At 66.7% G+C, this 13,913-nt stretch carries 15 protein-coding genes; 10 read left to right on the forward strand and 5 right to left on the reverse strand.

The genetic code is table 11. The features are described from left to right. Positions 1-9: 9 nt before the first annotated feature. Positions 10-864, reverse strand: a complete 855-nt coding sequence (kdsA, locus tag ACE10X_RS23190) for a 3-deoxy-8-phosphooctulonate synthase (protein WP_375762942.1) — start codon at positions 862-864, stop codon at positions 10-12. Positions 865-1,029: 165 nt separating this feature from the next. On the opposite strand from kdsA, the gene ACE10X_RS23195 reads away from it, so the two are divergent. Beyond that, the gene (locus ACE10X_RS23195; protein WP_038385155.1) at positions 1,030-1,365 is read left to right on the forward strand and encodes a PAAR domain-containing protein; all 336 of its coding nucleotides are present in this window, start codon (positions 1,030-1,032) and stop codon (positions 1,363-1,365) included. Positions 1,366-1,423: 58 nt separating this feature from the next. Here the strand turns inward: ACE10X_RS23195 and ACE10X_RS23200 are convergent, their stop codons facing one another. Next, positions 1,424-1,750, reverse strand: a complete 327-nt coding sequence (locus ACE10X_RS23200) for an NIPSNAP family protein (RefSeq protein WP_375762943.1) — start codon at positions 1,748-1,750, stop codon at positions 1,424-1,426. Positions 1,751-1,919: 169 nt separating this feature from the next. On the opposite strand from ACE10X_RS23200, the gene ACE10X_RS23205 reads away from it, so the two are divergent. From ACE10X_RS23205 to ACE10X_RS23215, 3 genes are all read left to right on the forward strand, one after another. Beyond that, entirely contained in the window at positions 1,920-2,594 is a 675-nt protein-coding gene (locus ACE10X_RS23205; RefSeq protein ID WP_038385153.1) for a response regulator transcription factor, read from the forward strand. Then, a complete protein-coding gene (locus ACE10X_RS23210; RefSeq protein WP_038385152.1) occupies positions 2,591-3,970 on the forward strand; it encodes a HAMP domain-containing sensor histidine kinase in 1,380 nt (459 codons plus the stop codon). The genes ACE10X_RS23205 and ACE10X_RS23210 overlap by 4 nt, the downstream gene beginning before the upstream one ends. Positions 3,971-4,074: 104 nt before the next feature. After that, a complete protein-coding gene (locus tag ACE10X_RS23215) occupies positions 4,075-4,737 on the forward strand; it encodes a class I SAM-dependent methyltransferase (RefSeq protein WP_038385151.1) in 663 nt (220 codons plus the stop codon). A 23-nt stretch (positions 4,738-4,760) separates the two neighbouring features. Here the strand turns inward: ACE10X_RS23215 and ACE10X_RS23220 are convergent, their stop codons facing one another. Together ACE10X_RS23220 and secG are read right to left on the reverse strand one after the other, a co-directional pair. After that, a complete protein-coding gene (locus tag ACE10X_RS23220) occupies positions 4,761-6,392 on the reverse strand; it encodes a CTP synthase (protein WP_028334049.1) in 1,632 nt (543 codons plus the stop codon). A gap of 167 nt (positions 6,393-6,559) precedes the next feature. After that, entirely contained in the window at positions 6,560-6,949 is a 390-nt protein-coding gene (gene secG / locus ACE10X_RS23225; RefSeq protein WP_038385149.1) for a preprotein translocase subunit SecG, read from the reverse strand. Positions 6,950-7,154: 205 nt separating this feature from the next. On the opposite strand from secG, the gene ACE10X_RS23230 reads away from it, so the two are divergent. Both ACE10X_RS23230 and ACE10X_RS23235 read left to right on the forward strand, forming a co-directional pair. After that, a complete protein-coding gene (locus tag ACE10X_RS23230) occupies positions 7,155-7,721 on the forward strand; it encodes an XRE family transcriptional regulator (RefSeq protein ID WP_038385148.1) in 567 nt (188 codons plus the stop codon). 3 nt (positions 7,722-7,724) lie between these two features. After that, positions 7,725-8,255 carry a GNAT family N-acetyltransferase gene (locus tag ACE10X_RS23235; protein ID WP_038385147.1) on the forward strand — a complete coding sequence of 177 codons (531 nt, stop codon included), beginning with the start codon at positions 7,725-7,727 and terminating at the stop codon, positions 8,253-8,255. A 214-nt stretch (positions 8,256-8,469) separates the two neighbouring features. On the opposite strand, the gene tpiA is transcribed toward ACE10X_RS23235, so the two are convergent. After that, on the reverse strand, positions 8,470-9,222 hold the full coding sequence (gene tpiA / locus ACE10X_RS23240) for a triose-phosphate isomerase (protein WP_038385146.1): 753 nt from the start codon (positions 9,220-9,222) through the stop codon (positions 8,470-8,472). A 241-nt stretch (positions 9,223-9,463) separates the two neighbouring features. Between tpiA and ACE10X_RS23245 the strand changes: the two genes are divergently transcribed. The 4 genes from ACE10X_RS23245 to moaC all read left to right on the forward strand — a co-directional run bounded on the left by ACE10X_RS23245 (position 9,464) and on the right by moaC (position 13,867). Next, on the forward strand, positions 9,464-11,365 hold the full coding sequence (locus ACE10X_RS23245; RefSeq protein ID WP_038385145.1) for a peptidylprolyl isomerase: 1,902 nt from the start codon (positions 9,464-9,466) through the stop codon (positions 11,363-11,365). A 70-nt stretch (positions 11,366-11,435) separates the two neighbouring features. Further along, positions 11,436-12,449, forward strand: coding sequence for an anthranilate phosphoribosyltransferase (gene trpD, locus ACE10X_RS23250; RefSeq protein WP_038385144.1), 1,014 nt, complete (start codon positions 11,436-11,438; stop codon positions 12,447-12,449). A 64-nt stretch (positions 12,450-12,513) separates the two neighbouring features. Continuing rightward, positions 12,514-13,335, forward strand: coding sequence for an indole-3-glycerol phosphate synthase TrpC (trpC, locus tag ACE10X_RS23255; protein WP_038385143.1), 822 nt, complete (start codon positions 12,514-12,516; stop codon positions 13,333-13,335). A gap of 4 nt (positions 13,336-13,339) precedes the next feature. Then, positions 13,340-13,867 (forward strand): cyclic pyranopterin monophosphate synthase MoaC, encoded by a 528-nt coding sequence (gene moaC, locus ACE10X_RS23260; RefSeq protein WP_038385142.1) that lies wholly within the window; start codon positions 13,340-13,342, stop codon positions 13,865-13,867. Positions 13,868-13,913 lie beyond the last annotated feature (46 nt).

Raw genomic sequence — 13,913 nt, forward strand, 5'->3', positions numbered from 1 at the left:
GTCCGCCGGTCAGGTCGTCTTGGCGAGCGCGTCGAACTGCATCAGCCGCTTGACGAGGGACTCGAAGTCACGGAGCGGCACCATGTTGGGGCCATCGGACGGCGCGTGATCCGGATCGGGATGGGTCTCGATGAATACGCCGGCAACGCCGACCGCGACCGCGGCCCGCGCGAGCACCGGCACGAATTCACGCTCGCCGCCCGAGGATGTGCCCTTGCCGCCCGGCTGCTGCACCGAATGGGTGGCGTCGAAGATGACAGGCGCGCCGGTGGTGCGCGACAAGATCGGCAGCGCGCGCATGTCGGAGACCAGCGTGTTGTAGCCGAATGACGCGCCGCGCTCGGTGACCAGCACGTTGGCGTTGCCGGCGCCGGTGATCTTGCTGACCACATTGGCCATGTCCCACGGCGCCAGGAACTGGCCCTTCTTGACATTGACGACCTTGCCGGTCGCGGCTGCGGCCAGCAAGAGATCGGTCTGCCGGCACAGGAAGGCCGGAATCTGCAGCACGTCGACTGCCTGCGCCACTTCGGCGCACTGGGTCGCCTCATGCACGTCGGTCAGCACCGGCAGCCCGAGCGAAGACCGGATCTCGGCGAAGATCGGCAGCGCCTGCGCCAATCCGATGCCACGCGCCGCCGTCGCGCTGGTGCGGTTCGCCTTGTCGAACGAGGTCTTGTACACCAGACCGATCTTGAGCCTGGCCGCGATCTCCTTCAGCGCGGACGCCACTTCAAGCGCATGCGCGCGGCTCTCGAGCTGGCAGGGACCGGCGATGATCGAAATCGGCAAGGCATTGCCGAATTTAGCCGATCCGACGGCAACGATCGGCGCGGCGGCTGGCGCGGAAACCTGATTGGTCAAAATGCTGCATCCTTTTGCCGGCGACCATGCAGTCCCGGGCGGGACGGATCAAGCCATCCCGCACGATGAGGGGGTTGCGCTGACGCCGTGGGTGCGCCGTGCTAACACAATCCCGCCCAACCAGCGCCTATAAACTGGCGCGGAACAGATTCCCATGAGGAAGACATGCGCATCCCGCTGATGATCGGAGCCGTCGCCGCCCTGTCGGCGATGTCGGGCCTCGCCTACGGCCAGACCAGCAGCCAGCCCGGGGTCGTCACCAGCGGCGCCACCGGCGTGACCGTCAATGGCAAGCCGGCGGCGCGCAGCGGCGACACCACGAGCAATGGCGGCGCGCTCGTCGAGGGCGTGCCCAATGTCCTGATCAACGGCAAGCCGGCGGTGGTCATGGGCGATCGCACGCATTGCGGCGGCAAGACGACCTCCGGCAGCCACGGCGTCTTCATCAACGGCAAGCCGATGGTCCGCGAGGGCGATCAGACGTCCGGCTGCCCGCAATAGCCGCGCCGGTCACTGGGCGCGACGAAGTTTCGTCATCGCGCCCCCTGCGGCCACCGCGTCACTTGACCGACGAAAACGCCGTCGGCACCAGAAGCTGGTTGACGATGTTGAGAACGATCTGGCCGTCCTCCTCGGTCTTGGCGCGCGCGGTGATCCACTCCGGATCGGTCCGGAACGCGGTCCACTTCTTCTCGCGCTCGGCGAGCGATTCCCAGGCCAGCAGATAGGTCAGCTCCTGGTTGGATTCCCCGACCAGCGTCGTGAAGAAGCCGGCCTGCCTGATGCCGTGCTTGTCCCAGAGCTTCAGCGTGATGGTCTCGAAGCGCTTGAGCAGCGCCGGCAGCCGTCCCGGCAGGCAGCGATAGACGCGGGTCTCGTAGATCATTGGCAGTCCTCCCAGATTTGTGTGCGGGCGGTTATAGCCAGCGCCTTCCGGACTGTCTTGAGGGGGTGACAACATGGCACCCCTGCTCGCGACAGGCGGCCATTTCCGCAATGTTGTTGCAATGTTACTTGCCCTAAAACCTGCCTTCAGGAGCTGGACCCACAAGGACATGCGGATACTGCTGGTTGAGGACGAGGCCGAAATGGCGGCGGCGCTGTCGCAGGCGCTGAAGGGCTACGACATGGTGGTCGACCACGTGCCGAACCTTGCCGAGGCCGAGGAAGCGATCTCCGCCGACGTGCATGGCGCGGTCCTGCTCGACCGCCAGCTTCCGGACGGCGACGGCCTTACCCTGATCCCGAAGCTGCGCGCCAAGGCCGACGGTGTCCCGATCATCGTGCTGACCGCGCGCGGCGACCTCACCGACCGCATCACCGGCCTCGACAGTGGCGCCGACGACTATCTGGCCAAGCCGTTCGCCGTCGAGGAGCTGCTGGCGCGGCTGCGAGCCGTGCTGCGCCGCCCCGCCGGACTGCAGCTCGAGATTATCAGGGCCGGCCGCGTGGCGTTCGATTGCAGCCATCGCGAGGCCAGCGTCGACGGCCGTCCGCTCGAGCTGCCGCGGCGCGAGCTGCTGGTGCTGGAGACGCTGTTGCGCCGCATGGGCCGCACCGTGCTGCGTGCGACGCTGGAGGAAGCCGTTTATAATTTCGAGGACGAGATCCAGTCCAACGCGCTCGACGCCCACGTCTCGCGGCTGCGTCGCAAACTCGCGGACGCCAGCGCCGGCGTCGAGATCCACAGCATCCGCGGCGTCGGCTATCTCTTGAAGCAAACGTCATGAGCGAACAGGCCGAGCACTATTGCCTGCGCTCGCAACTGAGCTGGCGGCTGGTGACGCTGCAGGCGCTGCTGCTTGCCATGCTGATCGTTTGCCTGATCAGCGCATTGTGCGCCACCGGCTTCCTGATCGTTCCGCGCGATGAGGATCATGTGATTTCCATCGTGCAGGGCGCGGTCGCACGCGACGGCAAGGGCGAGCTGATCTTGCGCCCGACGGCCGAACTGCAAAAGCTTCGTGACGACACGCCCGACCTCTGGTTCCTGGTGCGCGACCGGCAAGGCCGTTCGCTGACGGAAGGCGCGGTGCCGCCGGAATTTGCCAGGATCGGCGGCGCACTCGACCAGATCAGCCAGGCGCGGCTCGGCTGGCAGATGTTCGAGGATGATCCGCGCAAGCCGCCGGCGCGGCTGAAGCGCGTCAATTCCGACGCCGGCCCCGTGCAGGTGCTCACCGCGACGCAAGGGCCGATGTCGAGCGTCAAGACCGCGCTCGCCACGACGCTGGCATTCCTCGCCATTGCCCTGCCCGGCCTTTTCCTGATGGCATGCGCCACCTTCATCGCGACGCCGATGGTGGTGAGGCGCGCCTTCGCCGGTCTCGATACCACCGCCGACGAAGCGCGCCGGATCGATTTCCGCCAGCGCGGCAGCCGGCTGTCGGCGGACCATCTGCCGCTCGAGGTGGCGCCGCTGGTGACCGCCATCAACGATGCGCTGAAGCGGCTCGACGACGGCTATTCCCGGCACCAGCGCTTCGTCGCCGACGCGGCACATGAATTGCGCACGCCGATCGCGATCCTCAACACGCGGCTGGAGTCGCTGCCGCCGGGCCCGGAGAAAACCCGCCTGCTCGAGGATTCAGCGCGGCTTGCGACATTGGCCGAGCAACTGCTCGACATCCAGCGCTTCGACCAGTGCCGCAATCCGTTCGTCCGCGTCGATCTCGTCGCGGTCGCACGCAATGTCGCGGCCGACCTTGCGCCGCTGGCGATCGCGGCCGGCTACGAGCTGTCGCTCGATACTTCGGTCGATCGCGTGGAAACATCCGGCGATCGCGCCGCGCTGGAGCGCGCGCTCACCAACCTGGTGCAGAACGCCATCCAGCACGGCGGCCGCCGCGGTACCATCACCATCCATGTCGGCAGCGCCGCGACGATCGACGTATCGGATGAAGGCGACGGCATTCCCCAGGACCAGCGCACGCGGATCTTCGATCCGTTCTACCGGCTCGCGCCGCTCGACCGCGGCGCCGGCCTCGGCCTCAACATGGTGCGCGAGATCGCAAGGCTGCATGGCGGTCACGTCTCCGTGCTCGACGGACCGAAGGGCGGCGCGTGCTTCCGTCTCACGTTACCGCCGGCGCCGTTCGCGTCGTGATGCGCACAACATCGCGCAATGTTGTCGCAATGCAGCTCCCGCAAACAAGGCGTCACGCTTCGCATCTTGAGTCGAAGCGCCGCGACACTTTGCTGGGAATCCCAATGTCACATGATCTGCTGTCTTTCTTCACGGCGTGGATGGCGGCCCCCGGCCGCGTCGGCGCCATCGCGCCGTCGGGCGCCGCGCTCGCCGAACTGATCACGCGCGACATCAGCGCCGACACCGGCCCGGTGCTCGAGCTCGGTCCGGGCACGGGCGCGTTCACCTATCAGCTGTTGAAGCGCGGCGTGCGCCAGCAGGATCTCACGCTGATCGAGTACGGCTCGGATTTCATGCGGCTGCTGCAGCTGCGGTTTCCCGGCGCGCGCGTGCTGTGGATGGACGCGGCGCGCCTCGCCTCCGAGCGGCTCTACGATGGCGCGCCGGTTGGCGCCGTCGTCAGCGGACTGCCGCTGCTCAACATGTCGCCGCGCAAGGTCATCTCGATCGTCGGCGGCGCGTTCAGCTATCTGCGTCCCGGCGGCGCGTTCTATCAATTCACCTACGGGATGCGCTGCCCGGTGCCGCGGCCGATCCTCGACCGGCTCGGCCTGCGCGCCACGCTGGTCGATCGCGCCATCCTCAACGTGCCGCCGGCCGCGGTCTACCGGCTGACCCGCCGTCCGCAATACAAGCTGATGACGCGCGACGGCACGCCGGCGGCTGGTGCAAACGTTTCACTGATCAAGAAAGAACGCCGGACCAACGAGGACTGCGCCGTGTAGCGGCGCAGCTGACGGCCGCTTGGTTAGACCAACCGGCTCTGCTTCGCCGCGGCCTCGATGAACGAGGCAAACAGCGGATGCGGCTCGAACGGCCGCGACTTCAGCTCGGGATGGAACTGGACACCGATGAACCAGGGATGGTCCTCGTACTCCACGATCTCCGGCAGCACGCCGTCGGGCGACATGCCGGAGAAGCGCAGGCCGTGCTGCTCGAGGCGGTCCTTGTAGGCGGTGTTGACCTCGTAGCGATGGCGGTGCCGCTCGGAGATCTCGGTCGCGCCGCCATAGACCTGCGAGACGCGGCTGCCGCGGTTGAGCGCCGCGGGATAGGCCCCGAGCCGCATCGTGCCGCCGAGATCGCCGCTCTGCGAGCGCTTCTCGAGCTCGTTGCCGCGCAGCCATTCCGTCATCAGACCGACCAGAGGCTCCTTTGTCGGGCCGAACTCGGTCGAGTTGGCGTCCTCGATGCCGACCAGGTTGCGCGCCGCCTCGATCACCGCCATCTGCATGCCGAAGCAGATGCCGAAATACGGCACGTCACGCTCGCGCGCGAACTGCGCCGCGCGGATCTTGCCCTCGGCGCCGCGCTGGCCGAAGCCGCCGGGCACCAGGATGCCGTTGACGTGCTCGAGGAACGGCGCCGGGTCCTCGTTCTCGAACACCTCGCTCTCGATCCAGTCGAGATTGACCTTCACCTTGTTGGCGATGCCGCCGTGCGAAAGCGCCTCGATCAGCGATTTGTAGGCGTCCTTCATGCCGGTGTATTTGCCGACGATGGCGATCGTCACCGCACCTTCCGGATTGCGGACGCGCTCGTTGATGACGTTCCAGCTCTGCAGCGCCGGCGGAATCTTCGCGGTGATGCCGAACGCGGCCAGCACCTCGTCGTCGAGGCCGGCGGCATGATAGGCCTCCGGCACGGCGTAGATGTTGTCGACGTCGCGCGCCTCGATCACGGCGCTCTCGCGCACGTTGCAGAACAGGCCGAGCTTGCGCCGCTCCTCCTTGGGAATTTCGCGGTCGGTGCGGCACAGCAGGATGTCCGGCTGGATGCCGATCGAGCGCAGCTCCTTCACCGAGTGCTGCGTCGGCTTTGTCTTGAGTTCGCCGGCACTTGGAATGTACGGCAGAAGCGTCAGGTGAATGTAGACGGCATGATCGCGCGGCAGCTCGTTCTTGAGCTGGCGGATCGCCTCGAAGAACGGCAGGCCCTCGATGTCGCCGACGGTGCCGCCGATCTCGACCAGCACGAAATCGAACTCGTCGTTACCCGACAGCACGAATTCCTTGATCGCGTTGGTGACGTGCGGGACCACCTGGATGGTGGCGCCGAGATAGTCGCCGCGGCGCTCCTTGGTGATGATGTCCTGGTAGATTCGCCCGGTCGTGATGTTGTCGGCCTTGGTGGCCGGACGACCGGTGAAGCGCTCGTAATGGCCGAGATCGAGATCGGTCTCGGCGCCGTCGTCGGTCACGAACACTTCGCCGTGCTGATACGGCGACATCGTTCCGGGATCGAGGTTGAGGTAGGGATCGAGCTTGCGAAGGCGGACTTTGTAGCCCCTGGCCTGCAGCAAAGCGCCGAGCGCCGCTGAAGCCAGACCCTTGCCGAGCGAGGAGACCACGCCGCCGGTGATGAATATGTACCGCGCCATGGGACTTTACCTTTAATCCGCTTCCTGCGATTCGCAAAACGAATCGACCGTTCCCGGCAAACAAATCACCGGGCTGTGGGTTACGTTAAACTGAGAGCGATTTCAGAGCATTAATGGGGGCTTCTGATGCAGGATGCCAGCGGGGCATCCTGCATGGCGCCCCTGCTTTATTGCGACCGTGGCGCCTGCGGGCCGCTCGGGGCCTGCTGCCCCTGCTGTTCGTCGGCCTTCTTCAGCGAATCGAGGATGCCGCCGGAGGTCGGCGCGTTCATCGGCGTGCCGCCGGCCGGCTGGGTCTGCGCCGGTGCCCCGGTGCCGATGATCGAGCTCGGCTTGCGGTCGTAGCCGGCGTACCAAGACAGGAACAGGCTGGTGAGGAAGAAGCCGGCCGCGAGGATCGCGGTGGTCCGCGACAACAGATTCGCGGTGCCGCGGCTCGACATGAAGCCCGCGCCGCCGCCCATGCCGAGGCCGCCGCCTTCGGATTTCTGCAGCAGCACCGCGCCGATCATGACGGCGACAATCATGAGGTGGACAATGATAACGACAGTCTGCATCGCAAGCCTTCCGTCACAAGCCGCCAAGCGGCCAGACAAACGGCGCTATCGGCTTTACGGGTTTTCGTGAAGTCGCGCTCTGTTACACGATTGCACCGGGCATTGTCACCCCCGAGATAGTCGCACTGTCGATGATCACAAGCAGCGCCGATCACGGCCCGGCCAGGCCTTGCCCGAAGCCGGCAGATTCTATTATAATAGACATATGGACACTTTGGTAGACGATCTGAGCCAACGCCTGGCACAGCGGATCAGGCTCGAACGCGATGGCCGCGGCTGGTCGCTGGCCGACGTCGCCGAACGCGCCGGCGTCTCGAAGGCCACAATCAGCAAGATCGAGCGCGCCGAGGTCAGCCCGACCGCGGTGGTGCTGGTGCGCCTCGCCTCGGCTTTCGATCTCACTTTGGCCGGGCTGATGTTGCGCGCCGAAGGCCAGGGCGAACGGCTGTCGCGCGCCGCCGCGCAACCAGTCTGGCGTGATCCGGAAACCGGCTATCTGCGCCGCCAGGTGTTCAGCCGTCCCGACCATCCGGTCGAGCTGGTGCGGGTCGAACTGCCGCCAAGGCAGACCGTGACCCTGCCCGCCTCCTCCTACGCGCATATCCGCCAACTGGTCTGGGTGCTCAGCGGCAGCCTCGTTATCACCGAAGGCTGCACACGCCACGTGCTCGCCGCCGGCGATTGTCTCGGATTCGGCCCGCCGGCGGAGACGACCTTCGCCAACGAGACCAACGCCGGGTGCAGCTATGTGGTCACCCTGGCCCGGAGCTGATGCATGTCACACTTTGCCATCAAGCCGATCGAGGATGCGCCTGCGATTCGCGGCGCGCTCAGCGAACTGTTGATCGAGACCGTCGCCAGCGGCGGCTCGGTGAGCTTCATGCATCCGCTGTCGCCAGATGACGCCGATGCATTCTGGCAGGACTCGCTCGGCGCCGCCGCACGCGGCGAACGCATCGTGCTCGGCGCCTTCACCAGCAATGATCTGATCGGCACCGTGACGCTTCTGCTCAAACTGCCGCCGAACCAGCCGCATCGGGCGGAAATTGCAAAGATGATGACGCGCGTCGCCCATCGCCATCGCGGCGTGGCGACCGAATTGATGCGCGCGGCCGAGCAGCTTGCGATCACGCACGGACGCACACTGCTGGTGCTCGACACCGCCGAAGAGGATGGCGCCGCGCCGCTCTATGAACGACTGGGATTTCAGCTCACCGGCATCATCCCGGACTACGCGCTGAAGCCGCATGGCGGCCTCACCGGGACGATGATCTACTGGAAGCGGATCGGCGCGGCCGCGGCCTGAATCCGTAGCCAAGCAGAGATGCCGATGGCAGCTGTCTGCGCAACACTGCCAATCCCGTCACCCCCGCGCAAAGGCGAAGCCTTTGTCGCTGGAGGAGCGCGTAACGCGTCTCGAAGGGTCGACGGCCACCAGCCGGGCCGTCGATCCTTCGAGACGGCCGCGTTGCGACCTCCTCAGGATGACGGCGTGAGAGCTCGGTGCGAAAGGGGCACCCCTAACACCCCGCAGCGATCGCCAAAAAGTCGGACGCCTTCAGGCTGGCGCCGCCGACCAGTGCGCCATTGACATTGGCGACGGCCATCAGCTCGGCCGCGTTCGACGGTTTCACCGAGCCGCCATAGAGGATCCTGATCCTGTTTCCCTCGCCCTTGAAGCGATCGGTGAGCTGACCGCGGATAAACCTGTGAACTTCCTCGACATCCTTGGCCGTCGGGGTCAGGCCGGTGCCGATCGCCCAGACCGGCTCGTAGGCCACGACGAGGTTGGCCGCGGTCGAGCCGTCGGGCAGCGACCCCGCAAGCTGGGTGCCGCAGACATCGAGCGTCTTGCCGGCGTCGCGCTGCTCGCGCGTCTCGCCGATGCAGACGATCGCGGTCAATCCGGCGCGCCACACGGCCTCCGCCTTCTGCCGAATCAAGGCGTCGGTCTCGCCGTGGTCGGCGCGTCGCTCGGAATGGCCGACGATGATCGCGACCGCGCCGAGGTCCTTGAACATCTCCGCCGAGAGATCGCCGGTGTGGGCACCCGATGCCTTGGGATGGCAATCCTGGGCGCCGACCGCGACCTTCGAGCCGCGCGCCTTGTCGGCAAAGGCCCCGACCAGCGTCGCCGGCGGACAGACCAGGAGATCGGCCTTTCCGGCGACATCGCCGGCGCCCGCCAGCATCGCGTCGAACTCGACAAAAGAGGATTTCAGGCCGTTCATTTTCCAGTTGCCGGCGATCAGCGGCCGGATGGCGTCGGTCATGTCGGATTTCCCATCGTTCAAGCGTGTCCCTGCGCTATCAGAGCCGGGCGGCGACTTCCAGAGTGCGGCTTCGCGCACACCGTGCGACGCTTCCGCCCGCGCGGCCAAGGTTGCGGGGGCGCTTCGGCCACTTTATGATGGGTTTTCAACCCGGTGACGCCCTGCTGCGGGACAAAAGCCTCGACATTCGGCTCCCCATTGGGCACGACCCGGTTCCCCTCCTGTAAAACAAGTTGGACCCATGCTTCGAGGAATGCGGAAAGCCTCATCAAACTGGCTCGGCAAGACGATTATGGCCGTGGTGATGGGCGTTTTGATCGTCAGTTTCGGAATTTGGGGTATTGCCGACATTTTCAAGGGGTTTGGCCAGTCGACCTTCGCCAAGGTGGGCGGGACCGAGATTTCGGCCGAGCAGTTCCGCCAGATCTATACCGACCGCCTGCAGCAGCTTGGCCGCCAGTTCGGCCGTCCGCTGACGCCGGACCAGGCGCGCGCCTTCGGCATTGACCGCCAGGTGCTGCAGCAGACGCTTGCGGAAGCCGCGCTGGACGAGGAGGCGCGCCGCATGGGCCTCAATGTGTCCGACGCCGAGGTGCTGCGCGCGATCTACAACGACCCGAATTTCAAGGGCCTCAACAACCAGTTCGACCCGCAGCGCTTCCAGGCCGTGATCCGCAACTATGGCTATACCGAAGGCCGCTACATCGCCGAGCAGCGCCGCGTTGGCCTCAGGCGCCAGATCGCCGGCACCATCTCGTCCGGGATCGAGCCGCCGAAATCGCTGGTCGAGGCGCTGACCCGGTTCCAGAACGAGCAGCGTTCGATCGACTACATCACGCTCGGCGCCGCGCAGGCCGGCACCATCGATCCGCCCTCGCCCGAGGCGCTCGCCGCCTATTTCGAGGACCACAAGGTCCAGTTCCGCGCGCCCGAATACCGCAAGATCTCCTTCGTCGCGATCACGCCCGAGGAGATCGGCAAGTGGGAAACGGTGTCGGACGAGGACGCCAGAAAGATCTTCGAGGAGCGCAAAGACCGGCTCAGCACGCCGGAGAAGCGCGAGGTCTCGCAGATCGTGTTTCCGGACGCCGGCGAGGCGCAGGCCGCGCGCGGGCGGATTGCGTCGGGCGCGTCGTTTGACGACATCGCCAAGGAGCGCAACCTCAATCTGGCCGACGTCAATCTCGGCCTGATCGCGAAGTCGGCGATCCTCGATCCGGCCGTCGCCGATGCCGCCTTCTCCCTGGCCGCAGGCGAAGTCAGCCAGCCGGTGCAGGGCCGCTTCGGCGCCGCGCTGGTCAAGGTCGGCAAGGTCGAGCCCGGCGTGACCCCGAGCTATGAAAGCCTCGCCCAGCAGGTGAAGAACGAGATCGCCTCCGAGCGCGCCCGCACCAAGGTCGCCGAGCTGCGCGACAAGATGGAAGACGAGCGCGGCGGCGGCGCCAGCGTCGTCGAAGCCGCACAGAAGCTGAAGCTGACCCCCGTCACCATCGACGCGGTTGATCGCTCCGGGCGGCTGCCGAACGGCCAGGTCGCGACCAACATCCCGCGCGGTCTCGACGTGGTGTCGCAGGCCTTCAATAGCGACGTCGGCGTCGACAACGACCCGATCCAGTTCAACGGCGGCTATGTCTGGTACGACGTGCTCGGCATCACGCCGTCGCGCGAGCGCAGCCTCGACGAGGTTCGCGACCAGGTCGAGGCCAAGTGGCGCGAAGACCAGATCTCCGCCAAGCTGCGCGCCAAGGCGACCGAGATCGTCCAGAAGCTCGACAGCGGCGCCAAGCTCGCCGACGAAGCCGCCGCTGTCGGCGTCAAGGTCGAAACCGCGGCGAATTTCAACCGCGAGGCCTCGCTGCCTGCCGTGCCGGCAGGCGTGATTGCGGCCGCATTCCGGGCCGCCAAGGACGGCGACGGACAGACCTCCGTCGCCGGCGGCAGCCAGTGGGTGGTCTTCCGCGTCACCAACGTGACGGTGCCGCCGGTCGACTTCGCGTCAGATGCGGCCAAGCAGCTGACCGAGGCGCTGCGGCGGTCGCTCAGCGACGAGCAGGTCGCGCAATATGTCACGAAGATCGAGTCCGATATCGGCGTGACCATCAACCAGGCAGCCTTCGCACAGGTGACAGGCGCAAATAATTGAGCATGATCGGGACACCGCGACGGCGCGCTGCGCAGCGATCAAGCTCCAACAACAGACCCTGAGCCAGCGAATGGACGACCTGAAATCGATCATCGGAAAAGTCGCCACCGGCGCCACGCTGACGCGTGAAGAGGCGGCATCCGCCTTCGACAGCATGATGTCGGGCGAAGCCACGCCCTCGCAGATGGGCGGGCTGCTGATGGCGCTGCGGGTGCGCGGCGAGACCGTCGAGGAGATCACCGGCGCCGTCACCGCGATGCGCGGCAAGATGCTGCCGGTCACGGCGCCGGCGGAGGCCGTCGACATCGTCGGCACCGGCGGCGACGGCTCCGGCTCGGTCAACGTCTCGACCTGCGCGGCCTTCATCGTGGCCGGCGCCGGTGTGCCCGTGGCGAAGCACGGCAACCGCGCATTGTCGTCGCGCTCGGGCGCCGCCGACGTGCTGGCCTCGCTCGGCGTCAGGCTCGATTTGACGCCCGAACAAGTCGGGCGCTGCGTCAAGGAAGCCGGCATCGGCTTCATGTTCGCGCCCGCGCATCATCCGGCGATGAAGAATGTCGGTCCGACCCGGGTCGAGCTCGCCACCCGCACCATCTTCAACCTGCTCGGGCCGCTGTCGAACCCGGCCGGCGTCAAGCGGCAGATGGTCGGCGTGTTCTCGCGGCAATGGGTGCAGCCGCTGGCGCAGGTGCTGAAGAACCTCGGCTCGGACAAGGTCTGGGTCGTGCATGGCTCCGATGGCCTCGACGAGATCACCCTCACCGGCCCGACCTTCGTTGCGACGCTCGAGAACGGCGAGATCAGGACATCAGAGGTGACGCCCGAGGACGCCGGTCTTGGCCGCGTCGGCGGCGAGGCGCTGAAGGGCGGTGACGCCGATACCAATGCGATCGCGCTCGCCAGCGTGCTGCAGGGCAAGCCGAGCGCCTATCGCGATGTCGCGCTGCTCAACGCCGCCGCCGCGCTGATCGTGGCCGGCCGCGCCAAGGACCTCAAGGACGGCGTCGCGATCGGCGCGCAGTCGCTCGACAGCGGCGCCGCCGCTGCGCGGCTGAAGCATCTGGTCGCGGTTTCGAACGGTTGAGCATGATCCGAAAAAGTGGGAACCGGTTTTCGAATCAGATCATGCGCAAGCAAGGCATTAAGCGATGTCCGACATCCTGACCAAGATCGAGGCCTACAAGCGCGAGGAGATCGCGGCCGCGAAGCGCGCCCATCCGCTCGCCGAGATCGAGGCGCAGGCCAAATCGGCTTCGGCCCCGCGCGGCTTCGTCCGCGCCCTCAAGGACAAGCATGCGCGCGGCGACTACGCGCTGATCGCGGAAGTGAAGAAGGCCTCGCCCTCGAAGGGCTTGATCCGGGCCGATTTCGATCCGCCCGCGCTCGCGAAGGCCTATGAGGCCGGCGGCGCGGCCTGCCTGTCGGTGCTGACCGACGCGCCCTCGTTCCAGGGCCATCTCGACTTCATGGTCGCGGCCCGCGCCGCGACCAGCCTGCCGGTGCTGCGCAAGGATTTCATGTTCGACACCTACCAGGTGGCGGAAGCGCGCGCCCATGGCGCCGACTGCATCCTGATCATCATGGCCGCGCTCGACGACGCGGCGGCCGGGGAGATCGAGGACGCCGCGCTCGGCTACGGCATGGACGTGCTGGTCGAGATCCATGATCGCGCCGAGCTTGACCGTGCCTTGAAACTTCGCTCGCCGATGATCGGCGTCAACAACCGCAATCTGCGTACCTTCGAGACCACGCTCGCGACCAGCGAGGCGCTGGCGCCGCTGATCCCGCGCGACCGCCTGATGGTCGGCGAGAGCGGCATCTTCACGCCTGACGATCTCGCCCGGCTCGAACGGGTCGGGATGTCGACCTTCCTGGTCGGCGAAAGCCTGATGCGCCAGCAGGACGTCACCGCGGCCACCCGCGCCTTGCTGACGCGGCAGGCCGCCCCGCGCGCCACCGCAACGCGCTGACGCAATGGCGCGGAACAGCAAGGGCAAGACCAAGGCCGAGCCGTCCGGCTCGGGCACCGCCCTCACCCATATCGACGCCAAGGGCGAGGCTCGGATGGTCGACGTCTCGGCCAAGCCCGCGACCGAGCGGACCGCCGTCGCCGAAGGCCGCGTCGTGATGAGCAAGGCTACGCTGGCGCTGATCGAAACCGGCCAGGCCAAGAAGGGCGACGTGCTCGCGACCGCGCGCATCGCCGGCATCATGGCGGCGAAGCGGACCTCGGAATTGATCCCGCTCTGCCATCCGCTGGCGCTGACCAAGGTCACGATCGACATCACACCCGACCGCAAGCTGCCCGGCTGCATCGTCCGCGCCAGCGTCAAGGTGACGGGGCCGACCGGCGTCGAGATGGAGGCGCTGACCGCGGTCTCGGTCGCATGCCTGACGATCTACGACATGGTCAAGGCGGTCGACCGCGGCATCCGCATCGAGGACATCCACCTCGTCGAGAAGATCGGCGGCAAGTCCGGGCGCTATCGCGCCGGCGCGTGATCGCAACCGATGCGCAAGCGACGGCCTGTCGCGAATGTCCGCAAGA

Origin of the sequence: Bradyrhizobium sp. Pha-3, from assembly GCF_042258325.1 — a bacterium.
Classification (GTDB): domain Bacteria; phylum Pseudomonadota; class Alphaproteobacteria; order Rhizobiales; family Xanthobacteraceae; genus Bradyrhizobium; species Bradyrhizobium elkanii.